Source organism: Microbacterium sp. SD291, assembly GCF_017355365.1.
In the GTDB taxonomy this organism is placed as follows: domain Bacteria; phylum Actinomycetota; class Actinomycetes; order Actinomycetales; family Microbacteriaceae; genus Microbacterium.
On record NZ_JADIJR010000016.1, the window covers coordinates 51,892 to 77,028 of the forward strand.

Consider the following 25,137-nt stretch of genomic DNA (forward strand, 5'->3'; position numbering starts at 1 on the left):
TGCACTCTGACGCCCTCTCCTGCTCCGGGGCCGATCGAACGGGTACCGGGCAAAGGGCGCTCCGGTACGGGCGCCCACGATGTGTTTCTCCTTCAATCCAATATACCGCAATGCTGATATAGCAGAATGGCGGTGGCGCCTCAGTGTTCCCGCCCGGGACCCGGCGACATGGCCCACTCGCAATCCGATACCCTGAAGCCACGATCGCGGGGAGTCGACCGTCAACCCGAACCGGAGGTGGGTCGTGGGGCAACCACGTCTCGAAGCAGGCGCACGAGTGTGGGTCGCGACGAATCACGGCGTGATCGGCGGCGGTGAGGTCATGCTCCTGCGCATCGCCGAGGCGCTGCGCGACCTGTCGGTCGACGTCACCGTGCTCGCGCCGAGTCATCCGCCGGCCGTCGTGGAGGAGGCTCGTCGCCTCGGTCTGCAGGTCGAGGTGCTCGACGCCCACGACCGCCTGACGTGGATGCTGGCGCTGCGCACGTGGGACCGCCGCCATCGCGATGGCCTGCTGTGGTGCAACGGGCTCGGTCCTGCGGTGGCGACCTTCGGCTTCGCCAACCGGGTCGTGCATCTGCATCAGCATCCGACGCGACTGAACCGCATCCTCGCCGCGCTCGCCCGCATCGGCGCCCGAGAGACCCTGGTGCCGTCGCAGGACATGCTCAGGTCGGTGCGCGGCGCCCGCGTGCTCCCCAACTGGACGCTGCCCTTCGAGCCGGCGACCCGAAAGCGGGCCGACACGCAGCCCTTCGTCGTCGGATACCTCGGGCGTCTCAGCGCCGACAAGGGCGTGCACGTGCTCGCCGAGGCCCTGCGGCTGCTCGAGGAGCGCCGGCCCGGCGAGTTCCGGCTGCGGCTGGGCGGCTTGGCCAGATTCGTCCGCAAGAAGGGGCGCGCTCCGGTGGAGGCGGCCCTCGCCGCGGTGGAGCCGATCACCGAGAAGCTGGGCTGGGTCGCTCCGGCTGACCTGTTCGATTCGGTCGATGTGCTGGTGGTGCCGTCCATGGCACCGGAGTCGTTCGGACTGACCGCGGCCGAGGCGATGGCCGCGAGTGTCCCCGTCATCGTGACCGATGCCGGAGCTCTGCCTGAGGTGGTCGGCCAGGATCACGCTCTCGTCGTGCCGGCGGGTGACGCCGTGGCGCTGGCGGCACGGATCGAGGCGGTCGCCGCGGAGCACGCGTCCGGTCTCGTCGACGACCAGCTCGCCCGCTGGGAAGCCGTGCATTCGCCGGCGGCCGGGCGCGAGCGCGTCGCCTCCCTCATCGAAGATCTCGGGATCGCGCTCCCTGCGAGAGTCGCCGCGGGCTGAGTCCCGTCAGCGGTCGGTCCGGACGATCAGGCCGTTCGTCTCCAGGCGCGCGAGGAAGCCATCGAGCCCCTCCTCGCCGAAATCGATCGAGGCCTCGAGCGCAGAGATCTCGGCGCGGATGCCGGCGAGCGTGCCGATCCCGTCGGCGACGAGCATCCACACCATCCAGCTCGCCTGCGGGAGCTGATTCAGCTCCGCGGTGTCGAGCCGTGCGGTCCAGGCGAGCGGTTCAGCCCGGCCGGCGTCCGTGGCGTCGAGCCAGGCCACGTCCGGCGCGATGATGTAGAGCGGCTCGGCATCGTGACCGGCGTGCTCGGGCGGCGTCTGCTCGTGCGACGGCGCGCTCTCCGCGGAACTCGCCTCGACGCCGACCGCAGACAGAGGCGCATCGAGCTGCTGCTGCTCGGCCGAGATGAGACCGGCCGTGCTTCCGCTGACAGCGACGGCCAGGTCTGCCACGGCTGAGCCGTCTCGGCCGGTCCGGTGGTTCTGCGGATCGTCTGCGACGGCGTGCGGGGGCGTGATCTCCTCGAGGTGGAGGCGGGTCTCGGCATCCGTTCGGGCGTCCGCCGGACCGCGCCGGAGGTGCCGCCACAGCGAGACGACCCCGAGACGAAGACGCGCCACCTGCTCGCGTGCGACATCGGCGCCGGTCGGCTCGCGGTCGAGGCGCAGTCGCAGGTGCGTGCGGTTGACGTGCAGTGCCTGCCGGATCAGGCTCAGGCGTCGGCCCGAACCCCGCGCGGCACGGATGCGGCCGACCCATTCATCGAGCCGGTCGTCTCCCGGGCGGGACCAGAAGCTCCACAGGGCGTAGTCCGGTGCGTCGCGATGCTGCGCCAGCTCGCCGATCCCCGCCGCGAAAGCGGTGCTCGCCTGCAGATCCGCGACGAGATCGCGCACCGACGCGCGCTCCTCCTCGGGGCAGAGCAGCCAGCTCTCCGGCTTCTCGTGGCCGTGCGAGCGTGCCGCATGCAGCGCCTGCAGTGCGACCTGGGCCGGAACCGACACGACCTGACACGGCTGATGCGCGATCTGCGCCGTCTCGCGGTCGCGCCAGAGGAGGTCGAAGACCGCGTCGTCCTCGGCGAGGCAGCCCGGCACGCGGCGATGCACGTCGGCGTACGTCCACGACGGATGCCGGAAGTTGGCCGCGTGCTCGAAGGGAGAGCCCTCGTCGAAGCCGGTGTGCAGCTCCCATTCACGGGCTTCGAGGGCACTCGTCATCCGGTCGATGTGCGCCGGGCGGACGAGCACGTCGGCATCGGTGGAGTCGTGCACGCCGATGCGGAGCGAGGTGCGGACCGCCGGGCCCTTGATGTGCAGCAGGTCGACGCCCGCCTCGTCGGCGACGCGCTGGAGGGCGGCATGGGTGAGGTGCACGAGCGCCCAGACGGGAACCTCGGGCGCCTTCATACCCCTACCCTAGAGGAGGACCAGGGGAGGTGCCGGGTGGCTCAAGGGGCAGTGCCGGGGGACTCGGGCGGTGCGGATGCAGAGCTCTCGCTGCAGCTTCTCGGCCAGTCATGGCGGGTGGATCTGTCGGCCTTCGACGACGGTCCGGCGATCCGAGACCACCTCGCCGAGCTGTGGGGGCGAGCCGTCACCGGATCCGCGGATGCCGACGCCGTCGTCTTCCGGCCGGCGCCGGATGCCGAAGGAGCCGCCGATGTCCGACGGCCGCAGATCATGGTGTCGCAGCCCGAGGCGTTTCCGTACGCGTTCTCCGGTGCGCTGACGCGGGCAGTCATCGACCGGCGGGTCGGCACGGCGATGCTGCTGCACGCGGCGGGCCTCGTCTCGGCCGACGAGAGCCGGGCAGTCGTGCTCGTCGCGCCGTCCGGCACGGGCAAGAGCACTGCCGCCCGCTCGCTCGGACGGCACTTCGGCTACCTGAGCGACGAGCTCGTCGCGATCGAGGCCGACCAGACCCTCACCGCCTACCCGAAGCCGATCTCGATCATCGTTCCCGGGTTCCCCGGAGGGAAGGACGAGTTCTCACCCGACGCGCTGGAGCTCGCAGCGACGCCCGCAGGGACGCCCGCGCTCGCCGCCGTCGTGCGGCTGTCGAGGTCAGCGGATCACGTCGGCACCCCGGAACTCGTGCAGACCGGTATTCACGAGGCGCTCGGGGAACTCACCGCGCAGTCGTCGTCGATCTGGCGGATTCCGCAGCCGCTGCAGCAGCTGGCTGCGGCGGCCGCTCGTGCCGGCGGTCCTTTCACCCTCGAGTACGCGGAGATCGAAGAGGCCGTCCCGCTCATCGAGGAACTGTTCAGCGCGGCTCCTGACGCCGGTGTCACCTGGGTCGCCCACGAGCCGGGCGGTGAGCAGGTGTGGGCGGCCGACGCCGGGTCGGCGGCGGTTCCCCCTGCAGTCTCATCGGTGGTGCGTGCGCCGTGGACGGACGCGGTCGAGGCGGACGGCGAGGTCTCGGTGCTCCGTGGCTCGCGCCTGCTCCGGCTCGCCGGCATCGGTGCGACGATCTGGCGGGAGTCCGAGCGGCCCCGATCGATCTCGGAGCTCGTCGACCTGGCAGTCGCCGAGCACGGCGACCATCCGGAGGCTGACGCCCTGGTCCGCGCCGTCGTCGCCGAGCTCGCCGCCAACTCCGCCATCACCGCCCACTGACCCACCCCTGGCCCGCTGAGTCCCGCAACTGGGTCGCTGAGCCTGTCGAAGCGCCCCCCAAGACTGGGTCGCTGAGCCTGTCGAAGCGCCCCCCAAAACTGGCCCGCTGACCCCCCAAAACTGGGTCGCTGAGCCTGTCGAAGCGCCCCCCAAGACTGGGTCGCTGACCCCCAAAACTGGGTCGCTGAGCCTGTCGAAGCGTCACAGCCCCGCAGGCTTCTCCACCTGTTCGACGGGCACCAGCAGCCTCGCCAGCCCGACGCCGAGCACGAACATCCCGATCGGGGCGAAGAACACCTCGCCCAGACGCACCGCACACAGCATAACCACAAGAGTCGCGGCGGTGATCGCGCGGGACTGGTACGAGGTCACGTCGACCTCGACCCGATGCGTGAAGCTGAGTCCGAGTCCGGTGATCGCATACGCTGCGACGATCGCGACGAGCAGCACCGCACCGCCTTCGACGACCAGGGCGTCGTATGAGTTGTGGAAGAACCAGGTTCCCGAATCGAGGTCGACCGTCGCCTCGCCGAGCCCGCTGCCGTACCACGGGGCCGCCTGTGCTTTCAGCCCAGCGGCCTGATCGATGCGCATGCGGAACTGGTCTGAGCCCTCGCGTGTGAGCTCGTACGTCCCGACGCTCGCGAGGTTGTTCTCCGCCCAGAAAAAGAAGAAGACCCCCGCCGCGAGGATCAGGGATTGCAGGGCTCGCCGCAGCCAGCGCCCGCAGAGGAGGAACACGACCGCGGCGCCGTAGGCGGCCATCGTGGTCCGCGAGTCCGTGGCGATCATGGCGGCAGCGCCCGCGGCGAGGTACACGAGTCGCAGCCAGAGCCGGCGGGTCGTCATCCCGAGCAGGATCGCGACCACAGCGTACACGAGAGCCGCCGCGTTCTTGTCCTGAAGGAACCCGGTGAGCTTGCCTGCGTAGTCGTCGGGTGCGATCCCGGCGTAGAACAGCACCGTGTTGAGGGCGAGTGCGACGCCGAGTCCCTTGATCGCGGAGCCGACATCGATGCGTCCGCTCGCGAGGAACGCAGCCATCAGCAATAGCACGGCGATGTTCGTGCCCCGACGTTCGGGGGAGAGCCCGTTGGCCCAGGTCTCGATGAACAGGAAGGCCAGCAGGAGCGGGGCCACCATCGGGAACCATGGTGCGGCGGAGAACGAGCGAGTGGGCCTGCGGAACAGGGCGATGCCGATGAGTGCGATCACCGCCAGCTGCGGGATCGGCACGGGAACCCCCGGCACGGCGACGCGATAGACGAGCAGGCTCATGAGAATCGCATCGATGATGCGTGCCGAATGCCCGGCCGGCACCAGGTCGGGCTCCGGGATGCGCCCGAGCGCCCGGGCCGCAGCGCGCACGGCGCCGGAGGCGGCAGGGATCACGGCGGGCACCCGCTCATTCTCACCTACCGGGCCGCCGTTGTCGAAGTGGTCGACGGGGCGCTCGGCGCCAGACCGATAGACTGCCCGGAGCCGCTGCACGCGGCGCGCCCGGGGGGAGAGACTGGGCCAGCGACGTAACAGGAGTGGGTTTCGTGACAGTGCTCGATTTCATCACGCTGACGCGGAGGGGATGGAAGGTCCTCGTCATCGCCGTGCTCGCCGGTCTGCTCATCGGTGCGGCGTACGGGTTCCTCGCGCCGAAGGTGTACGTGGCCAGTGCCACCGGTTTCATCTCCGCGAGCGGGTCGTCCGTCGTCGCGGGCTCCGATGAGGCGGTCGCCCGGGCCGGCGCGTATGTGCCGCTCATCAACAGCGGGCCGGTGCACAAGGCGATCGCCGAGGAGACCGGGCTCGAGCAGTCTGCGCTGGCGGGCGGGCTGAGCGCCCGCGTCGTTCCGGGCAGCACGCTGATCGAGGTCACCGCGTCGTCGTCGTCACCGGAAGCCGCGCTCAATCTTGCGAACGGGGCTCTGCACGGGCTGGTCGCAGTCATCGACGACATCGAGGCACAGGCGCAGAACCCTGATGGCACGAACATCTCGATCGTCCCGCTCGACAACGCGGTCGCGCCGAGCGAGCCCAGCTCGCCGAACCTCAAGCTCGCGCTCGCATTGGGTGCGCTGGGCGGTCTCGTCGCCGGCTACGCCTTCCTGCTGCTGCGCCGAGCCCTCGACGTGCGCGTGCGCATGCACACGGATATCAACGCGCTCATCGGCAGCGGCGTGCTCGGGCGCGTGCCCAAGCTCGGCCGCGGCGGATCGGCCGAGGGAACCAGCAAGAACGACGCGATCGCCGCTGAGGCGTTCCGTCAGATCCGCACCGGCCTCCGCTTCTCCAGCGTCGACGGCGAGGTGCGCGTGATCATGGTCACCAGTGCCAACCAGAGCGAGGGCAAGTCGATGGTGGCGGCATCGCTCGCCCGCGTGATGGCCGAAGCCGGTCAGCGCACGATCATCATCGACGGCGACCTGCGTCGGCCGAAGGTCGCCCGAAATTTCGAGCTCGACGGCTCCGTCGGCCTCAGCGAAGTGCTCAGCGGTCAGGTGCCGATCCAGAGCGCGATCCAGCCGACTAAGGACGCGAACCTGTTCGTCATCGCCTCGGGTGGCGTACCGCCGAACCCGTCGGAGATGCTGGGATCGACGGCGATGCAGCGTCTGCTCACCGAGCTGCGCCGCGACTTCTTCGTCATCGTGGATGCGCCTCCCGTGCTGCCGGTCACCGACGCTTCCGTCGTGGGCGCGATCGTCGACGGAGTCGCGTTCGTCGTCGCCGTCGGCAAGACGCGTACTGCCGAAGCCGCCGGCGCCCGCCAGCAGCTCGACCAGGTGCAGGCGCGGATCCTCGGCGTCATCCTCAACATGGTGCCGCTCTCCGGGCCCGAGAGCGGATACGGCTACGGGTACGGCTATTACCGTCGCAATGACAGTTACTACGTGCAGGCCGCGAAGACGAACAAGGCGAAGAAGGCGAAGAAGGAGTCTGCGCCGCACGGGCGTGCCGGGTCGCCACAGCCCGGTCCTGCCCCGGTGACGCCTGTGGAGCGGCAGTCGCCGCAAGCGGGCGAGCGTCGCAGCCCGCAGACGCGCAGCACACGTCGAGGCGTCAGGGAGTGACCGGCGAGCGCCCGGTGGGTGGCGAGGGAGTGGGGACTCCGGGGGCCGCGCGCATCGAGGCGATCAGCGTCGTGATCCCGCATTACGGCGACCCCGCACATGCTCAGGCGCTCATCGCCCGGTTGCGTGACCAGACGGATGCTCCGGAGATCCAGGTGATCGTGGTCGACGACGCATCGCCGCAGCCTTTTCCCGAGGTCGACGAAGTGGAGGTCGTCCGCCGCGCGGTCAACGGCGGGTTCGGTGCCGCGGTGAACTCCGGGGCGAGGGCGGCACGGCATCCGCATCTTCTGATCCTCAACAGCGACCTCCTCGTCGAACCGGACTTCCTCGCGAAGCTCCGCCGTGAGGCGCAGCCGTGGCAGCCGGCGGTGTGTGCGCCGATGCTCCTCGGCCACGATGGCGCCACGCAGTGGGGAGGGCGGCACTTCCCGCGTCACCGGCATCACATCATCGAGTGGCTGACGCCGCTCGCGCGATTCCGCACTCGGCTGCACGAGGCGGTCGGTCACGACACGCGCTGCGTGGAAGGAGCCGTCGTGCCGGTCGACTGGCTCGTCGGTGCGGCACTGCTGGTGCCGACCGCCGAGTTCACGGCTGTCGGCGGCTTCGACGAGGGCTACTTCATGAACTCGGAGGAGGTCGACCTGCAGCGTCGGCTGCGGGAACGACGGATCCCGTCGATCTTCCTGGGCACGGTCGTCGTGCACCACGAGGGCGGCGGGTCGTCGGACTCCGCGCGCCGGGTGCGCTGGGTGACGCAGTCGCGCCTGCGGTACGCGGCCAAGTGGGGCGAGCATCCGGGGCTGCTGCGCGCAGGGCTCACGGGCGCGAGCATCGTGAATCTCGTCGCCAATGCCCTGCGCAGGGCCGCACGACGCGATGTCCGGCCGTTGCAGATCTTTCGTCGAGAGCTTGCCGCGATCGCGCATGTGGACATCGAGGAGCGCTGACTTTCATGAGGGTACTGATCACCGGCGGAGCCGGGTTCATCGGACAGCACACCGCCAACTTGCTCGTCGCTCGGGGGCACGACGTCGTGGCGATGGACACGCTGTCTCCGCAGGTTCACGGCGATCCAGCGGCAGCAGTCGCACGATTTCCAGGCGAGGTCGTTCAGGCGGACGTCGCGGATGAGGCTGCATGGTCGCGGCTCCCAACGTTCGATGCAGTCGTTCATCTCGCGGCGGAGACGGGGACTGCGCAGTCGATGTACGAACGCGACCGATACCAGCGGGTGAACATTCAGGGGACCCGCTTGGCAGCTATAGCTGCCGCTTCGGCGGGCGCGGGGATCGTGTCGCTGAGCTCCCGTGCCGTGTATGGCGAGGGCCGAGTGGACGCGGCGGGCGCACTCCTCGCGTCCCGCGAAGACGACCCGCACGAGCCGGTGTCGTACTACGGCGAAACCAAATCCGTAGCCGAGGGCGTCCTGCTGGATATGGTTTCGGATGCTGCTCCGGCTGTCATCATCCGGCCGCAGAACGTGATCGGACCTGGGCAGGCGCTCCACAACCCGTACACGGGGGTGCTGGCGGCGTTTCTTGCGCGTCTGCGTGAAGGCAAGCCGCTGTCCATCTACGGCGATGGACGTCAAACGCGCGACTTTGTGCACGTCAGTGATCTCGCGCGCCTCGTCGCGTGGAATATCGTGAGCATGCCGCAGTTGGGGGATCCACGGATCATCAACTGCGGCACCGGTGTGCGCACGACTTTGACTGAGCTCGCGGAGCACGCCGCGGCGGCATCACCTTCGGGTCGCGCCTCCCTCGAATACGTCGAGGTTCATCGTGCCGGAGACATCGAGCATGCTTGCGCTGATCTAGGTCGGTTGTCTCAGATCGGCGCACCTCTACCCGAGCATTCGTCAGCAGAGGCCGTGGCCGACTTCGTAAGAGCTTCTTGGCATGGCGAGATCGCGCCGTCCAGTGCCTGGGAGGATGCGCTCGCCGAGCTGAACCGTCGAGGCCTGGCAGGTGGCCGATGAACCTCGCTCGCATCCTCACGGAGATGCCGCCGTCGGTGCGATGGCATTGGGGACGGCTGCTGACCCTGCTGATTCGTCGCCACGCTTTCGCGCGATTCGGCGAGCGATCTGTCATCGTCGCGCCGTTGCGGCTGCGGGGGACATCACGCATCAGCATCGGATCGGAGGCAGCGATCTACGAGGGATGCTGGCTCGAAGCGGAGCCCTCGAGTCTGATGGTTCTCGGGGATCGTGCCTATCTCGGGCACGGTGTGCACGTCCACGCTGTAGATGATGTGACGATCGGCAATGGCGTCATGATCGTTGACCACGCGATCATCAGCGCCGGTGGGCATCAGATGGATGCTGCGAAATCGGCGACGAGAAGCGGACCCATCCACATCGGTGATGACGTCTTCATCGGCCAGAACGCGGTCGTCGTTGGTGGCGTGACGATCGGCGACCGTGCGATCGTCGGTGCAGGGGCTGTTGTCACCCGAGACGTGCCTGCCGGTGCGACTGTCGCCGGAGTGCCCGCCAGGGTGATCCGGAGCAGCGAATGAACGTCCTGGTGGTGAGCCCGGGGTTTCATGGGTATGCGTCGGCGCTCGGTCGTACGTTCGCCTCGCTCGGGTATGACGCGCGTGTGCACGTGTACGATCATGCCCGCCACGTCGGTGAGCGGCTGGGGCTCCGCTCATTGCAGAACGATCCATCGCACCCGCTCGCCCTCGCTGCACGCGCGCGGATAACCCAACGTGCGATCCGCACGTTGCGCGAGTATCGCCCGGACGCTGTTGTCGTGGTTCGAGGTGACCTGCTCGCGGGGGACTGGCAGGAGGCGCTTCAGGCAAGTGGCGCGCGCCACATCACGTGGTTCTATGACGAGCTGCGCCGAATGACTTACTCGCCGACGGCCCTACGCGAGATCGGTGCGATCGCGACGTACAGCGCCGACGATCAAGCCGCTATGCGTGCTGAGGGGATCGACGCGCATCACGTCCCGCTGGGTTACGACGCGCTCGCCGAGATCACGCCGCATGCCGTCGATGCCGTCACCCTCATCGGAGCACGGTATCCCGGCCGTGAGTCGACCCTCCGCAACCTGTCGGGCTCGGGGGTGCGAGTGAAGGCCTTCGGCCGAGACTGGTCCCGGCACCCGCTCGATCAGATTCGCACGGGTGCCTTCGCCGACCCCGGCGTTCCGGTGGGGCGTCAGCTCGATCGCTCCACCGCATACGGGGCAATGCGCGATTCGTCCGCGACGCTCAATCTGCACGGCGATCAGGACGGCTTCACGATGCGCACATTCGAAGCTTCCGGTGTCGGAGCCGTCCAGCTCTGTGACCGGTTGGACGTGGACGGGCTCTATGACCTCGACAGCGAGGTGATCGCCTACCGAGATGAGGATGAACTCGTCGAGTACTGCCACAGGATCGAAACGGATGCTCGTTGGGCTACTGGCATCAGGGAGCGCGGCAGAACGCGCACGCTGGCCGAGCACACTTTGGCCCACCGGCTGCGGCGGTTGGAGCAGCTGTGGGACTGAACGTCCCCGAAGATCTCGACGCCTGGCGGCGTTGGCAGGCTCGCCGCCGTGGCGTTCAGTCATTACGCTCGCGCCTCGCGCGCGCAGGCTCTGCGCAGCCCGCACTGAGCCTGATGGTGCGTGGATCCTCACCGCGGGTGCTACTCGCCCTGGATTCCAGGTCGCCGTCGGGCATCGCTTCACTGCAGCGGCTGGTCGACCGGATTCACGGGCTTGCGGTGGTCTCGTCTGTCCACACGGCTGACGAGCTGTCGACGATCCTCGCATCGGACGAGCTTCGAGGATCGACGCTGGGCGAGTTGGCGTCCATCCGTGCAGTTGTTGCCGCCGGTCACTACCTCCCTGCCGGGTCGGCAGCGTGGAGCTTCGCCATGAAGCGCGGCATCGAAAACATCGTCGTGCAGCACGGGCTGATGACACCCTTCGCGCCGCCGTTACCAGCCAAAGCCCACCTGCTGTCATTCTCGGAGGCTGACGGCGTCTTCTGGAGTTCCGGCCGCAGCGACGTCACCTGGACCGCGACCGGATCGCAACTGCTCTGGTCGGCCACCCGCAACCCGGCGACGCGCATCGCGACGTCGACCCCGTACTATCTCGGCCAGCTGCACGGCGCCGAGCTCCCTCGGCTGGGCATGACCCGCGCGATAGCTCGCTTCTGGCATGAAACGGGCGCGACCTATCGACCGCACCCGTCCGAGCGTGACCGCTTGTCGTTGCTTCAGCATCAGCTCTGGGAGCGGCGGGGGATGATCATCGATCGTGAACGGAGAGGCCTGACTGAGCTCGACGGGCCTGTGGTTGCCGCTTTCTCCACCGGGCTTGTCGAGGCTGCGGCATCGGGATTGCCCTCGTGGTCGTACTACCCGAACGCTCCACGGTGGGTCCAGGACTTCTGGGACCGGTACCAGATCAGCCGCTGGGACGTGGATTCACAGCCCACGCCTGCCCCCGCGCTTCCTGAGATCGAACCTGCCGAGGCCATCGCTGACGCAGTACTGGCTATCGCTGGAGGCAGCCGATGAACATCCTCTGCGTCATCCCCGTCCGCGGCGGATCGAAGGGCGTCCCGGGCAAGAACTCCCGCCTGGTGGCGGGCAAGCCGCTCGTCGCGTGGACCATTGAGCAGGCGCTCGCCGCCGACCCCGGTCTCGACGTCATCGTCTCCACCGACGACGCGGCGCTCGCCGAGATCGCCCGCCGGGCCGGTGCCGACGTGCCGTTCCTGCGCCCGGCCGACCTCGCTCAGGACACCACGCCCACAGAGCCGGTCGTGCAGCACGCGATCGCCCACCGCGTCGCCGAGGGGCGTCGCCCCGATGCCGTGATGCTGCTGCAGGCGACCTCGCCGGTGCGTCTTCCCGGCACGCTCGACCGCGCCGTGAGGCAGTTCACCGAGACCGGCGTCGACAGCCTGGTCGGGGTCGTTCCGCAGACGCCGTTCTTCTGGCATCCAGCCGGGTCCGACGCTGGCAGCGCCACGGCCGAGTACGATCTGGCGGCGCGGCCGAGGCGGCAGGAGCTGGGCACGTCGGACTACTTCTACAAGGAGACCGGCTCGCTGTACGTGACCCGCACCGAGATCTACGAGCGGTTCGACAACCGCATCGGCGGCCGCGTCGGGCTGTTTATCATGGACGAAGCCGAGGGCGTCGACATCGACACCCTGGTTGATCTGAGAATCGCCGAGCAGGTTCTGGGGGACCTGCACGGCGGCGGAGATGGGGACTCAGTATGATCATCGAGCGCGAACTGGCGCCCTACATCGTCTTCGCCGAAGATCCGGTGCTCGCCGGCCTCGGCAAGATCAACGCGAACAAGCAGCGCATCGTGTTCGTCGTGGATTCGCACGGCATCCTGCGCGGTTCGCTTTCGGACGGCGACTTCCGTCGCTGGCTCATCCAGAACCCGACCGCGTCGCTCGACGTGTCGTGCTTCACCGTCGCCAACACGCAGGTGCGGACGATGCCGCACACCGCGTCGCCGGCTGAGATCGCCCCGCTGATCGGCCGCAACGGCGTGCAGCACGTGCCCCTGGTCGACGACCGGGGTCATCTCGTCGCGATCGCGGTCGACCGCAGTGAGACGCTGCGCATCGGCGAGCATGAGATCGGCCCCGGCAACCCCGCCTTCGTGATCGCCGAGGTCGGCAACAACCACAACGGCTCGGTCGATCTCGCCAAGCGGCTCGTCGACCTCGCGGTGGAGGCGAACGCGGATGCCGTGAAGTTTCAGCTGCGCGACATGGACGCGCTCTATCGTCAGCGCGGCGGCGCCACCGGGGGAGAGGACCTGGGCGTGCAGTACACGCTCGACCTGCTGAGCCGCGTCTCGCTGCCGGCGGAGAGCCTGTTCCAGGTCTTCGACCACGCGCGCGACGCCGGCATCGACGTCATGTGCACGCCATGGGATGCGCCGAGCGTCGCGGCGCTCGCCGATTACGGCATCCCCGCGCTGAAGATCGCGTCGGCCGACCTCACCAACCACGAGCTGATCGAGGATGCGGCCGGCCGCGGCCTGCCGCTGGTGCTGAGCACCGGGATGTCGCGGGAGAGCGAGATACTCGAGACAGTCGGGCTGCTGCGCGGTCAGGGGGCGCCGTTCGCGCTGCTGCACTGTCAGTCGACGTATCCGGCCCCGTTCAAGGATCTCAACCTCGCCTACCTCGACCGCCTCGCCGAGATCGGCCAGTGCGTGGTCGGCTATTCCGGGCACGAGCGCGGCTGGCACGTGCCGGTCGCGGCCGTCGCCCGCGGCGCGCACATCATCGAGAAGCACTTCACGATCGACCGCACCATGGAGGGCAACGACCACACGGTCTCGCTGCTGCCGGACGAGTTCCGGGTCATGGTCGAGCAGATCCGCGACATCGAGCTGTCGATGGGCACCGGTGACGCGCGCACGGTGTCGACCGGTGAGCAGATGAACCGGGTGACGCTGGCGAAGTCGCTAGTAGCTGCCCGTCCGCTCGCCGAGGGTGCCGTGCTCGCCGCATCCGACATCGCGGTGAAGAGCCCGGGCCGGGGTCTGCAGCCGAACGCGCTGCCCCAGCTGCTGGGCCGCACGCTCAAGCGCGGCATGGACGAGGGCGACTTCTTCTTCGACGGCGACCTGCGGGACGCGACGCCGACCGGACGCCCGTTCGCGTTCCGCCGCCCGTGGGGGCTGCCGGTGCGCTACCACGACCAGGCCGATCTGCTCGCGCAGTCGAACCCCGACTTCCTCGAGTTCCACTTCTCGTACAAAGACCTCGACGTCGACATGGACTCGTTCTTCACCGAGAAGCTGCCGATCGGCTTCACGACGCACCTTCCCGACCTATTCGCCGGCGACTTCCTCGTCGACCTCGCCTCCGAGGATCAGGAGATCTGGGATCGGTCGATCCGCGAGGTGCAGCGCACGATCGACGTCACCCGCGACCTGCGCCGCTGGTTCACCGCCGACGAGGATCCGATCATGGTGGTCACCATGGGCGGATTCACGAAGGACAAGCACATCGCGCCGGAGGCCCGCGGAGCGAAGTACGCCCGCATCACGGAAGCGCTCGGGCGGCTCGATGCAAACGGCGTGCGGATCGCCGCGCAGACGCTGCCGCCGTACCCGTGGCTTATGGGTGGGCAGCAGTTCCACAACCTGTTTGTCGACCCTCGCGACACCGCCGAATGGGCGGCGTCGACGGGTACTGCCCTGTGCTTCGACGCCTCGCACACGAAGCTCGCCACCAACTGGCTCGGCCTGCCGTTCTCGCAGGCAGTCGAACTGCTCTCGCCGCACACGATCCACCTGCACCTCGTCGACGCAACCGGCGTCGACGGCGAGGGCGTGCAGGTGGGGGAGGGCGACATCGACTGGGCGGAGTACGGAGCGCTGCTCGACGAGCTGTCACCCGGTGCGCCGTTCATCCCCGAGATCTGGCAGGGGCATGTGAACCACGGCGAGGGTTTCTGGACGGCTCTGGATCGGCTGGAGAAGTGGCTGTGAGCGAAGCTTCTGAATCGCTTCCCGTAACTGGGTCGCTGCCCGCGGAACCTGGGTCGCTGAGCGCGGAGACTGGGTCGCTGAGCGCGGAGACTGGGTCGCTGAGCCTGTCGAAGCGCCCCCGCGCCAGCATCGTCATCCCGTCCCGCGGAGGTGCCGACCGTCTCCCGCATCTCTTCGCCGCACTCCGAGCACAGACCGAGTCCTCCTGGGAGGCGATCGTCGTGATCGATGGCGACATCGACGGCTCGGCGGCAGTTGTGGATGTCGTGCGCGACGAGCTGCCCGTGACCTCGATCGTCTTTCCCGAGAATCGGGGGAGGTCTGCCGCTCTGAACGCAGGGTTCGCGGCGGCGCGAGGCGACGTGCTGATCCGCTGCGACGACGATCTGCGGCCATGGGTGGACTATGTTGCTGGGCACGTGGCACGCCATGCCGGAGATTCTGTCGGAGTCATCGGGCTCTATCGCAACATCTATCCAGCGACCCCATACGCACGTGCTTATGGCATCGAGCGTGACCTCAGATTTCGTAGATCCGCTTATTCGGCGGAGGCGTCCGAGGTGTGGCGGTACTGGGCAGGAAATGTCTCTGTAACTCGCGCGACGTTCGATCGCGTCGGCAACTACGACACGACATTCCGCACATACGGGTGGGAAGACGTCGATTGGGGATACCGTCTGAAGGAGTCGGACGTTCCGGTCGAGCTTGCTCCCGAACTGGAGACCGATCACCACGTCGCGGCGACCACAACGGAGGTCCGGGTGCGACGTGCCTTCTACTCGGGCGCCGCTCGGCTGAAGTTCGAGGCGAAGCATGGCGTCGACACGTCCGGAGCACTCAATCGCAGGACCGGGCTGTGGGATCGGCTGGTATCGATCACCGCTCGCAAGGATCTTGCTGCGCTGTCAAGATCGGCGCGGTCACTCGACGCGACGCTTGATCGCCTACCGCGATGGCTTGCCGAAAAGCGGGTGTCGCTGCTTGTCGAAGCTGCCGCAGTCTCCGGGCTCGCGCACCCCGAGCAGGTGAGCAACGATGTCTGACATTCTCAACGGGTCTTCTGAGCGTGCGGATACCGCCCACTGGGTCCCTGAGCCCGTCGAAGGGCCCCGCCACACGCTCTGGGTCGTCCCCGTCGCTGACTTGGGAGGCGTGGCCCGCCACGTCATCGATGTCACCCGTGTCGGCATCCCCGGCTGGCGGGTCACGGTTCTCTGCCCCGAGGGCCCACTCGCTGACCGGCTGCGAGCCCAAGGCTCAGCGGTCGTCGCCGCACCATTCGGACCGGACGCTGGGCCGCTCAAATCCATGCGCACGCTTCGGCGCACAGCCGCGACAATCCGACCCGACATCGTCCATTCGCATCTGGCTTACGCCGACATCATCAACGCTTGGACGCCTCTCCCGAGCGGCACCCGTCGGTTCACGACCGAGCACGGCATAGCCGGAGACGACGGCGTGTACCACCGCTCTTCCATCCAATCGCGACTGATGGCGCTGGTGCACCGGCTGCGCTTCCCGCGCTTCGCCGGCGTGATCGCCGTCGCCGAGGCGACCAAGCGTGTCATGATCCAGAAATGGAAGGTCCGTCAGCATATCGAGGTGATCCCGAACGGCGTGGACCTGCCCGATGGGGTTGAGCCTCGCAACCCATCGACAGTCACGGGAATGCGTGTACTCTCACTGTCCCGGTTGGCACCAGAAAAACGTATTGATTCACTTCTCGATGCCTTTGCGCTACTGCGCTCCGAGCACTCGGATGCGACGCTCACGATCGCGGGACTAGGGCCGACCGCTGATGCTCTTCGCGCTCAAGTTGCGCGGCTCGGTCTCGCCGACGTCGTGTCATTTCTTGGCCATATCAATGCTCACGATGCAATGGACGAAGCGGATGTCGTTGCGCAGCTCTCCGTATGGGAGAACTGCTCGTATACGCTCCTCGACGCTGTGGCGCGCGGGCTGCGCGTCGTGGCCAGCGATGTCGGCGGGAATCGCGAGATCGTCGGACCCCGTGTGCTTCCGCCGAGATTCACGACGCGAGATGTTGTTGACGCCGTGAAGAACGGAACGGCCGCGCACGACCAGATGCGCCCGAATGACATCGCGACCGCGGTTGCCCGGCTGAGCAAGGCATACGAGCGAGCCGTGAGATGAGCGGCACTGCACCAGCTGGTGAACCCGAGCCGCTTGCAACGCGCGCTGTCCGCGGAGCGACTCGGGCGCTCGGCGGACAATTCGCGCTCGCGCTGTTCCAGGTTCTCAGTGTCGTCGTGCTCGCCCGATTCCTTACACCCGAGGACTATGGCTACTTCGCAATGGTGTTCTCGATCATCGGAGTGGCACATCTTTTCCGAGATCTAGGACTATCAGGAGCTGCGATCCAGGCACGGCACCTCACGCGGCGGCAGCACAGCAATCTGTTCTGGGTAAACACAGGGATGGGCGCACTGGGCTCGGCGCTCTGTCTTGTGGCCGCTCCGGCGCTCGGAGCGTTCTATGGGACCGCGACCGTGATTCCGATTGCACTGTGGCTGGCCAGCACGTTCGTCATGTCGGGCGCCGTGACGCAGTGGCGTGCGGGACTTGTGCGGGAAATGCGGTTCGGCCGCGTCGCGGTCATCGACATCATCGCAGCAGGCGTGGGTTTCGGTTCTGGGGTCGCGGCCGCGATGTTGGGTTGGGGCTACTGGTCGCTTGTTGCACAGCAGGTCGTGGGAGGCCTGGTCGCCCTCGTTCTTTTCGCCTCCCTTGCCGGCTGGTGGCCCAGCCGTTATCGACCCGATGAGGACATGGGGGGACTGTACGGGTTTGGTTTGACGTTGTTCGGGTCGCAGATGCTCACCTACATCACGCGCGAGTCCGGGCCCGTCATCATCGGTCGGCTCTTCGGGCCAATCCCGGTTGGTCTGTACAACCGTGCTGCGCAGGTTGTGAACACGTCGATGAATCAATTGCGCGGCCCTCTCGGGCAGGTGGCCATGTCAACCCTGTCGAAGATCCAGCATGATGATGTCCTTTTCATGAGGTTCGTGGCGCGCGGGCAGACGCTCGTCTGCATTCCCCTCTTGGCGTTGACGGGCGGGATCGCCGCGGCCGCCCAACCGCTGACCGAGGTCGTTCTCGGCTCACAGTGGCACGCGGCCGCGCCGTTCATCGCGATGCTCGCTATTGGGCAGGGTGTCGACTCGCTCGCATCGATCGCGGGCTGGATTTTTACCGCCCGTGGTCTCGGACGTGCGCTCGTCTGGTACACGGTCTTCACCTCGGTGGTGCGTGTCGGTTCCCTCCTCATCGGAGCCGTTTACGGCCCGATCGGCGTAGCCGTGGCGTTCGCCGTCACGCCGGGCCTTCTGATTCCGTGTGCGTGGTGGTGGTCAGGCACAGCGTCGGGGTTGCGTACCGGCACGCTCATGGCTCGTGCATTCTTGATGCTCGCGGTGTTCGCGCTTCCGGCCCTGGCCACGGCCGTCGTGGTGGCGAGCCTTCCCACGTCTCTGGGGGCGTTCGTCACGCTCATGATCGCGGTGGCTACGCACTTCGCGGGGTTCGCCGTGCTTGCCGTGCTTCCGTGGGTTCGTCGCTCGTATCAGGAGATCTGGCTTGTCATCCGGCGTTCAGCGCGTGGGTGAGGTTTGGGCCGCGCGCGTCGGGCTGAAGGAGTGACCCACGCTTCCTCGATCTCATGACGGCGGTGCCACCTTCTTGCGACGACGGTCGCTGACCTTGGTCAGCATGTTGCGGAGCCACCGACTTATGCGGTGTTCTGCGAGTTGGTGCACTGCCCACCCGACCGCCAGCGCGGCAACTATGGCGACGATTACAGCGCCCGGGCGCCCGAGATAGGGCCAGAGCAAGTGGATGATCGCGTACCCAATGATGGAGTGAGTCAGATAGAGCGAGTAGCTGATCTTGCCGAGCCACTGTAGCGGTGGAATGAGCAGCAGCTTCGTGTGTTCGCGCATCGCTACGACGAGGAAACACGCGCAGATCCCAGCAATCCACGCGGCATCGATCCAAGTCTGCAGCAAACCTGTGTTGAGGACTGCGATCGCAGCGGCCGGAATCGCGAGCACGTGCAGACGTCCGTTGCGACGCGAGATGAAGGCGAGCATTCCGGCACAGAACAGCGGCCCGTAGGCAGCGAGCGTTGCGTTCAGCACAAGCTTGACCGGGGTCGCGACGTGCTGTGGGTCGATGCCATGACTTGCGGGGAAAGCCCAAATTGCGACGCTAAGTGAAATAATTAGCCAAATGGTGGCCACCTGGATCACCAACTTGTCGGTAATCCGACAGCGTGTGGCCAGAAGCAATAAGAACAGCAATACGTAGAACTGCATCTCGACCGCGAGTGTCCAGTAGATGTCCAGCACGTTCGGTACGAGGAACCAACGCTGAACCATCGTCAGGTTTGCCAGGACCACGTTTGGTTCCAGCGGAACGTGTGGGACGTTGGCGATCCAGGCGACCAAGACTCCAATGGCCAAGGACACCCAATACGCCGGGTAGAGGCGGGAGAGCCTGGAGGCCACGAAGTCAGAGGGCCGTGCGGATGCTTGTGCTGTCATCAGAATTACGAAGCCACTGATCAGGAAGAACAGCTGGACCCCGAACGCGCCCCACCACGCATCGAATAGAGGAAGCGGATCCTCGGGATAGCGGCTGTTATGTGCGCCGGTGAAATGGGACAGCAAAACTGTACCGGCGGCGACGCCCCGCAGCCCGTCGAGTTCGCGGAAGCGTGGCATCCGGAGTCCCCCAGTCTAGATAGCGGAAGGTTATCGCAGTTGCCCTTTCACGCCGAGCCGGGCCTGCTCTGTGCAGCGCACGGGGCTACGTGTGACGCTGCCAGGGATGCCCGGAAGCCCGAGATTGTCTGATATCTACAGAGAACATCATTCCGCTGGACGTCACCGGACGAACTTTGCGATACCCGCCACACAGCCGCTATCGTGTGCTCGGGGGGAGTCTGTCTTCGTCTCCCCTGGGAGCCACGAAGACACGTCCGGAGGATGCGCATGGTTGACGAAGTTGTTGTGCAAGGGGAGTCCGCGTCGGGGAGCGTTTCGCGACGAACCCTGATGAAGGGCGCTGCATGGACGGTGCCCGCGTTGATGGTGGCGACCGCAGCGCCCGCGTACGCAGTAAGTTGCCCTCGCGGGGTGTTCAACGCCCACGGACACGGAAAACTGCTCGGTGGAAGCGTCCTCGGACTCAATCTCGACGGCGTTGTGGAACTCAACGGCAAACACGCGACAGCACCGTCGCCGAATGATCCCGACACCTACTTCAACTCACTCGACCTGAGCGTTCTGGACACTCTCGGTCTCCCGCTCACTCCGGCAGGCGACTTCCTATCGCAGATCTTGACCATCGCGACCCCTGCGCTGGTCGGAACGGTCAACGAGTACGCATACGCGGAGTCTGACGGAGACTCGCGTGGTGCGTCGGGCGCCGTCACCGACAATGGCGTCGTTGCGTTGAATCAGGGCGATGACATGCCGGAGTTCGGGACGCTCGATCTCAGGACGATCATCGCCAACCTTGCCGGCGCGCAGGCCGCTGCTCTCGTGGCTGCGGTTAGCAATCTTCAGTTGCAGATCGGCGCAATCGCCGGTCGCGCGTGGGTGAATCCGTGTACGGAACCGGAAGTCCAGAGGGACTACCTGCTGGCACACCTTCGAATCCTGATCACGTCCCCGACTGTCGAGGCGCTCACCACTGCGCTTACGTCGGCCGTGCAGCTCGTTCTGGCGACGGCCAACATCCCGCTGCTCGTTCTCAACAGACGTATTCAACTCGACGTCTCGTTGCTAACAGGCGAAATCCCGGCAGGTGCCAACCAGCCAATTAAGGTGAACCTGGGTGAGGGAACAGTCGCCGTCGACGTCAGTACGCTCCTGAGCAATAACGTGGACCCGTTCGGCGCCGCGTATTCGCCGTTCCTCAACGGGCTCCCCGCGAACTCGGTTCTGTTCGTCGATACGCCGTTGCCTGCCAGCACCATCACAAACTTCAACGCAGCGCTCCTCGTCAGCCTGGAGAACGTCTTGCTTGACGCCCTCTATGTGGAGCAACGTGACGGTGTGCTTGATCCCAGCTGGGAATACGCGGGCTCTCTTCGGGATCTCCTGAGCGACCCGGCCCTCGGCGGTGTACTTACTACGGCATGGAACCTCGTCAAGGCGGTTCTCACTGGCGCAGTCGTCGGGCCCGCACTCGCTGCTATCAGCACGCTCCTCTCGAACCTGTTCGACGTTCTTCAGAACGTCATCCGAATCACAGTCAACGCGCAGAATCCGGTGTTCGAAAACTGGAACGGCATCCTGAATGCCTCTTCGACGCCGACGCATACGCAGTATTCGGTCGCTGCGCTCTTCGTGCAGGCTGTCGACGCGGCGAACGTCCTCGACCTCTACTTGGCTTCCGGCGGTGTCGGGCCGAGCACGCCGATCTAAGTAGTCAAATGCGTGACAGGGCTCGGGTTCTGCAAGGAACCCGAGCCCTGTCACGTCCAAGAGGATGACCAGATGGTGGTCTTGGCGCCCACGGCATCCGCTCTTCCCTCTCCCACCCGCCCGATACGATTGACCCGTGACCACCGTCGACCCCACGCTGCCGCTCTCGCCGTACCGGGAGATCAGCCGAGCGGACTGGGCGCGGCTCGCGGCCGGACTCGACCAGCCGCTCACCGAGACCGAGGTCGTCGAGCTCCGCGGCATCGGCGACCGGCTCGATCTCGCCGAGGTGCGCGAGGTCTACCTGCCGCTGAGTCGGTTGCTCAGCCTCTACGCGACCGCCACCAAGCGCCTGGGCGCTGCGACGTCTTCGTTCCTGCAGGAGGATGATTCGACGACGCCGTTCATCGTCTGCGTCGCCGGCTCCGTCGCGGTGGGCAAGTCAACGATCGCCCGACTGCTGCGCGAGCTGATGAGCCGCTGGCCGGGCACTCCGCGCGTCGAGCTCGTCACCACCGACGGATTCCTGTATCCCAACGCCGAGCTGGAGCGCCGCGGGCTCATGGAGCGCAAGGGCTTTCCCGAGTCGTACGACCGGCGCGCCCTGATCGAGTTCCTCACCGAGGTGAAGAGCGGCGCCCCCGAGGTGCGTGCCCCGTTCTACTCGCACATGCGCTACGACATCGTGCCGGACGCCCATGTGGTGGTCCGCCGCCCCGACGTCGTGATCGTCGAGGGGCTGAACGTGCTGCAGCCGCCGCCCGCGCCCAACGACGTCGCGGTGAGCGACCTGTTCGACTTCTCGATCTTCGTGGATGCCGAGATCTCGCACATCGAGAACTGGTACGTCGACCGCTTCCTCGCGCTGCGTCAGGGCGCGTTCTCCAACCCGTCGTCGTACTTCAACGTGTTCGCGCACCTCACCGACGAGGAGGCGATCACCACGGCTCTCGGCTACTGGAACGAGATCAACATGCCGAACCTCGTCGAGAACGTGATGCCGACCAGGCACCGGGCCCGTCTCGTACTGAACAAGGGCGCGGACCACTCCGTCGAGAGCGTGCTGCTGCGCAAACTCTGACGCGCGCTCGGTCGTCGGGCGAGCGCCGGTGACGCGGAGCGTTCGAGTCCGTGGCCGGATTCGTACGGCATCCTCGCAAAATCCGACGATTACCCTGGACTTCATGTGTGGAATCGTCGGATACGTGGGCTCGCGGCCCAGCCAGGACATCCTGCTCGCAGGACTCGCCCGCCTCGAGTACCGCGGATATGACTCCGCGGGCGTCGCCGTCATCGGCGGCGACGGGACTCTCGGCATGCGCAAGAAGGCCGGCAAGCTGAGCATGCTGCGCGAGTCGCTCGCGGACTCCGCCCTCCCCGACGGCAACACCGGCATCGGTCACACCCGCTGGGCCACCCACGGCGGCCCGACCGACGCGAACGCGCACCCGCACCTCGCCGACGACGACCGGCTCGCGGTGATCCACAACGGCATCATCGAGAACTTCGCGCCTCTCCGTGACGAGCTGCTCGCCGACGGCGTCCTACTCCGCAGCGAGACCGACACCGAGGTGGCTGCGGCGCTGCTGGGTCGCGCGTACGGGGAGAACGGCGGCGATCTCCAGCTCGCGTTCCGCAGCATCGTGAACCGCCTCGAGGGCGCATTCACGCTGCTCGCGATGCACCAGGACCAGCCGGGCCTCGTCGTGGGCGCCCGCCGCAACTCGCCGCTCGTGATCGGCCTCGGCGAGGGCGAGAACTTCCTCGGCTCCGACGTCGCCGCCTTCGTCGAGCACACCCGCAAGGCGCTCGCGATCGGCCAGGACCAGATCGTGTCGATCACCCCGTCCGACGTGACGGTCACCGACTTCGACGGCAACGTCGTCGAGGCCGAGCCGTTCGAGGTGTCCTGGGACGCCGCGGCCGCCGAGAAGGGCGGCTGGTCCTCGTTCATGGCGAAGGAGGTCGCCGAGCAGCCCGAAGCCGTCGCGAACACCATCCGCGGCCGCATCCACGACGGCGAGGTCGTCATCCCCGAGCTCGACGGACTCGACGAGCTGTTCATCGGCATCAACCGCGTCATCATCACGGCGTGCGGCACGGCATCCTATGCAGCCCTCGTCGGCAAGTACGCGATCGAGCAGTGGGCCCGCGTGGCCGTCGACGTCGAGCTCGCGCACGAGTTCCGCTACCGCGACCCGGTGATCGGCGAGGACACCCTCGTCGTCTCGATCAGCCAGTCCGGCGAGACCATGGACACGCTGATGGCCGTGAAGTACGCCCGCGAGCGCGGCGCGCGCACGCTGTCGGTGTGCAACACCCAGGGCGCGACCATCCCGCGCGAGTCGGATGCCGTCGTCTACACGCACGCCGGCCCCGAGGTCGCCGTCGCCTCCACCAAGGCGTTCTCGGCGCAGATCACCGCGCTGCTGCTGCTCGGGCTGCACATGGGCCGCGTGCGCGGCACGAAGGCGGACTCGTCTGCCGAGGTCGCCGAACTGAACGCACTGCCGGAGAAGATCGCCAAGGTGCTGGAGAGCGAGCAGGAGCACGTCTCGCAGCTCGCCGGCTGGATGAGTGACACCCGCTCAGTGCTCTTCCTCGGCCGCCACGTGGGCTACCCGATCGCGCTCGAGGGTGCGCTCAAGCTCAAGGAGATCTCCTACATCCACGCCGAGGGCTTCGCCGCCGGCGAGCTGAAGCACGGCCCGATCGCGCTCATCGAGGCCGGTCAGCCGGTGTTCGTGCTGGTGCCGTCGCCGCGTCACTCGGCGCTCATCCACTCGAAGGTCGTCTCGAACATCCAGGAGATCCGCGCTCGCGGCGCCCGGGTGATCGTGGTGGCCGAAGAGGGAGACGCGGCCGTGCTGCCGTTCGCCGACGAGGTCATCCACATCCCGCTCGCGGGCGCGATGTTCGAGCCGCTGCTCGCGGTCGTGCCGCTGCAGATCTTCGCGATGGCGCTCGCCACGGCCAAGGGTCTCGACGTCGACCAGCCGCGCAACCTCGCGAAGTCGGTCACGGTCGAGTAGGGCCGGTTTCGGCATCCGGTACATCACCCCGTACCCCCGGTGCCACCCCGTACCATCCGTCAGGCCGGAATCACACCTGTCAGGTCACCCTGGTGGATCGACCTGACAGGTGTGTCCAGGGCATGACAGGTGTGCCTGCGGTCAAGAAGCGGCCCGTCCCAGCGCGGCGATGATGGCCTCGACGACGACATCCCACTGCCGGAGGATCATGTCGTAGTCGAAGCGCAGCGTCTCGTATCCGAGCGCGGATGCCTTCGCGTCGCGCATCAGGTCGTCGTGGCGTCGCCCACCGCCGTGATTCTGCTCACCGTCCGCCTCGAGGATGACTCGGCCACCGATCACGAAGTCGACCCTGCCGACCTCCGGGATCTGGACTTGGGCGTCGAGTCTCAACCCGAGCAGATGCAGCCGTATCCTGAGGACCGACTCGAGACCGCTCTGCGCATCGGCACGGGCGAGATCCAGCATCCATGCCGCAGACCTGGGCAGAGCACGCCGGATCTGCGCACGGGCGTGTGTCGACAGCATCCGCTTGTTCCATGCCGACTCGTACGCGGCGAAGAACGTCTCCTCGTCGTGGCAGCGATACAGGTGCACGAGCGCCACCTCGATCGGCGCGAGGCCGAGATCGGCCCGGCCGGACGTGCTGTGCGTGATGCAGGCGCAGCCGACATGCGGATGCCGTCGCCCCGCCTCGCCAAGCCAGACATGAACCTCCGAGTCCGGCTTGGCCAGCACCCAGATCCCCTGCGCACGCAACGCGGCAGCGCACGTCAGCGCTCCGCCGTGCGCGGCCGCGGCGACGATCTTCGGGTCTGTGCCGGGGAGGGCGAACACGCCCTGACGAACCCGGCGGATGCTGCCGCTGCTCACCGCCGCCGCGAGCTCGCGTCGCGAGTATCCGTATCGCTGCAGCAGCGTTCCGCGGGCCACGCCGCCGAGTCGCTCGAGGAGGACCGAGGGTGTGAACTGTCGTGTTCGGGGAGCAGGACGCATGTTCAGAGCTTGCATCGGCGGGTCGGCTCGTGGGAGCGGAGAGGCAGGACTGGGGACAGCTTCTCCGAAATCCGGTTCTGTGCAGGAGGAGTGCCGAGGGACACCCGTCAGGCCGGATGCACACATGTCAGGGCCAGGTGCCGG

20 protein-coding genes are annotated in these 25,137 nt (G+C 67.1%); 16 read left to right on the forward strand and 4 right to left on the reverse strand.

From position 1 onward, the window contains the following. The first annotated feature begins 244 nt into the window (after nucleotides 1-244). A complete protein-coding gene (locus tag IPV10_RS10580; RefSeq protein WP_307861104.1) occupies nucleotides 245-1,318 on the forward strand; it encodes a glycosyltransferase in 1,074 nt (357 codons plus the stop codon). A 6-nt stretch (nucleotides 1,319-1,324) separates the two neighbouring features. Here the strand turns inward: IPV10_RS10580 and IPV10_RS10585 are convergent, their stop codons facing one another. Further along, entirely contained in the window at nucleotides 1,325-2,734 is a 1,410-nt protein-coding gene (locus tag IPV10_RS10585; protein ID WP_207483544.1) for a nucleotidyltransferase family protein, read from the reverse strand. Between the two features lie 36 nt (nucleotides 2,735-2,770). On the opposite strand from IPV10_RS10585, the gene IPV10_RS10590 reads away from it, so the two are divergent. After that, nucleotides 2,771-3,949: a hypothetical protein gene (locus IPV10_RS10590; protein ID WP_207483546.1), complete on the forward strand. Its 1,179-nt coding sequence runs from the start codon at nucleotides 2,771-2,773 to the stop codon at nucleotides 3,947-3,949. A gap of 201 nt (nucleotides 3,950-4,150) precedes the next feature. Here IPV10_RS10590 and IPV10_RS10595 read toward each other — a convergent pair whose 3' ends face one another. Beyond that, nucleotides 4,151-5,350 (reverse strand): hypothetical protein, encoded by a 1,200-nt coding sequence (locus IPV10_RS10595; protein WP_207483548.1) that lies wholly within the window; start codon nucleotides 5,348-5,350, stop codon nucleotides 4,151-4,153. 143 nt (nucleotides 5,351-5,493) lie between these two features. Between IPV10_RS10595 and IPV10_RS17330 the strand changes: the two genes are divergently transcribed. From IPV10_RS17330 to IPV10_RS10650, 11 genes are all read left to right on the forward strand, one after another. Further along, the gene (locus IPV10_RS17330) at nucleotides 5,494-7,017 is read left to right on the forward strand and encodes a polysaccharide biosynthesis tyrosine autokinase (RefSeq protein ID WP_207483550.1); all 1,524 of its coding nucleotides are present in this window, start codon (nucleotides 5,494-5,496) and stop codon (nucleotides 7,015-7,017) included. Then, nucleotides 7,014-7,970 carry a glycosyltransferase family 2 protein gene (locus IPV10_RS10605; protein ID WP_207483552.1) on the forward strand — a complete coding sequence of 319 codons (957 nt, stop codon included), beginning with the start codon at nucleotides 7,014-7,016 and terminating at the stop codon, nucleotides 7,968-7,970. Before IPV10_RS17330 ends, IPV10_RS10605 begins: the two co-directional genes overlap by 4 nt. A gap of 5 nt (nucleotides 7,971-7,975) precedes the next feature. Continuing rightward, nucleotides 7,976-9,004 (forward strand): NAD(P)-dependent oxidoreductase, encoded by a 1,029-nt coding sequence (locus tag IPV10_RS10610; protein ID WP_207483554.1) that lies wholly within the window; start codon nucleotides 7,976-7,978, stop codon nucleotides 9,002-9,004. Nucleotides 9,005-9,027: 23 nt separating this feature from the next. Further along, complete coding sequence (locus IPV10_RS10615) at nucleotides 9,028-9,546, forward strand: DapH/DapD/GlmU-related protein (protein WP_242684861.1); 519 nt, start codon at nucleotides 9,028-9,030, stop codon at nucleotides 9,544-9,546. Continuing rightward, nucleotides 9,543-10,532, forward strand: a complete 990-nt coding sequence (locus IPV10_RS10620; protein WP_207483558.1) for a glycosyltransferase — start codon at nucleotides 9,543-9,545, stop codon at nucleotides 10,530-10,532. Before IPV10_RS10615 ends, IPV10_RS10620 begins: the two co-directional genes overlap by 4 nt. Beyond that, nucleotides 10,523-11,554: an RNA-binding protein gene (locus tag IPV10_RS10625; RefSeq protein WP_207483560.1), complete on the forward strand. Its 1,032-nt coding sequence runs from the start codon at nucleotides 10,523-10,525 to the stop codon at nucleotides 11,552-11,554. Before IPV10_RS10620 ends, IPV10_RS10625 begins: the two co-directional genes overlap by 10 nt. Next, a complete protein-coding gene (locus IPV10_RS10630) occupies nucleotides 11,551-12,267 on the forward strand; it encodes a cytidylyltransferase domain-containing protein (protein WP_207483562.1) in 717 nt (238 codons plus the stop codon). The genes IPV10_RS10625 and IPV10_RS10630 overlap by 4 nt, the downstream gene beginning before the upstream one ends. Then, nucleotides 12,264-14,510, forward strand: a complete 2,247-nt coding sequence (locus tag IPV10_RS10635; RefSeq protein WP_207483564.1) for an N-acetylneuraminate synthase family protein — start codon at nucleotides 12,264-12,266, stop codon at nucleotides 14,508-14,510. Before IPV10_RS10630 ends, IPV10_RS10635 begins: the two co-directional genes overlap by 4 nt. A 134-nt stretch (nucleotides 14,511-14,644) precedes the next feature. Continuing rightward, a complete protein-coding gene (locus IPV10_RS10640; RefSeq protein WP_374192232.1) occupies nucleotides 14,645-15,553 on the forward strand; it encodes a glycosyltransferase family 2 protein in 909 nt (302 codons plus the stop codon). Continuing rightward, nucleotides 15,546-16,664 carry a glycosyltransferase family 4 protein gene (locus IPV10_RS10645; protein WP_207483566.1) on the forward strand — a complete coding sequence of 373 codons (1,119 nt, stop codon included), beginning with the start codon at nucleotides 15,546-15,548 and terminating at the stop codon, nucleotides 16,662-16,664. The genes IPV10_RS10640 and IPV10_RS10645 overlap by 8 nt, the downstream gene beginning before the upstream one ends. After that, entirely contained in the window at nucleotides 16,661-18,139 is a 1,479-nt protein-coding gene (locus tag IPV10_RS10650; RefSeq protein ID WP_207483568.1) for a lipopolysaccharide biosynthesis protein, read from the forward strand. The genes IPV10_RS10645 and IPV10_RS10650 overlap by 4 nt, the downstream gene beginning before the upstream one ends. Nucleotides 18,140-18,190: 51 nt before the next feature. Here IPV10_RS10650 and IPV10_RS10655 read toward each other — a convergent pair whose 3' ends face one another. Beyond that, the gene (locus IPV10_RS10655; RefSeq protein WP_207483570.1) at nucleotides 18,191-19,255 is read right to left on the reverse strand and encodes an acyltransferase; all 1,065 of its coding nucleotides are present in this window, start codon (nucleotides 19,253-19,255) and stop codon (nucleotides 18,191-18,193) included. 270 nt (nucleotides 19,256-19,525) lie between these two features. On the opposite strand from IPV10_RS10655, the gene IPV10_RS10660 reads away from it, so the two are divergent. The 3 genes from IPV10_RS10660 to glmS all read left to right on the forward strand — a co-directional run bounded on the left by IPV10_RS10660 (nucleotide 19,526) and on the right by glmS (nucleotide 23,997). Then, complete coding sequence (locus IPV10_RS10660; RefSeq protein ID WP_207483572.1) at nucleotides 19,526-20,965, forward strand: choice-of-anchor G family protein; 1,440 nt, start codon at nucleotides 19,526-19,528, stop codon at nucleotides 20,963-20,965. A 136-nt stretch (nucleotides 20,966-21,101) separates the two neighbouring features. Continuing rightward, nucleotides 21,102-22,046: a type I pantothenate kinase gene (gene coaA / locus IPV10_RS10665; protein WP_207483574.1), complete on the forward strand. Its 945-nt coding sequence runs from the start codon at nucleotides 21,102-21,104 to the stop codon at nucleotides 22,044-22,046. Nucleotides 22,047-22,149: 103 nt separating this feature from the next. Continuing rightward, on the forward strand, nucleotides 22,150-23,997 hold the full coding sequence (gene glmS, locus IPV10_RS10670) for a glutamine--fructose-6-phosphate transaminase (isomerizing) (RefSeq protein WP_207483576.1): 1,848 nt from the start codon (nucleotides 22,150-22,152) through the stop codon (nucleotides 23,995-23,997). 141 nt (nucleotides 23,998-24,138) lie between these two features. Here the strand turns inward: glmS and IPV10_RS10675 are convergent, their stop codons facing one another. After that, nucleotides 24,139-24,993 carry a DUF559 domain-containing protein gene (locus IPV10_RS10675; RefSeq protein WP_207483578.1) on the reverse strand — a complete coding sequence of 285 codons (855 nt, stop codon included), beginning with the start codon at nucleotides 24,991-24,993 and terminating at the stop codon, nucleotides 24,139-24,141. Between the last annotated feature and the right edge of the window lie 144 nt (nucleotides 24,994-25,137).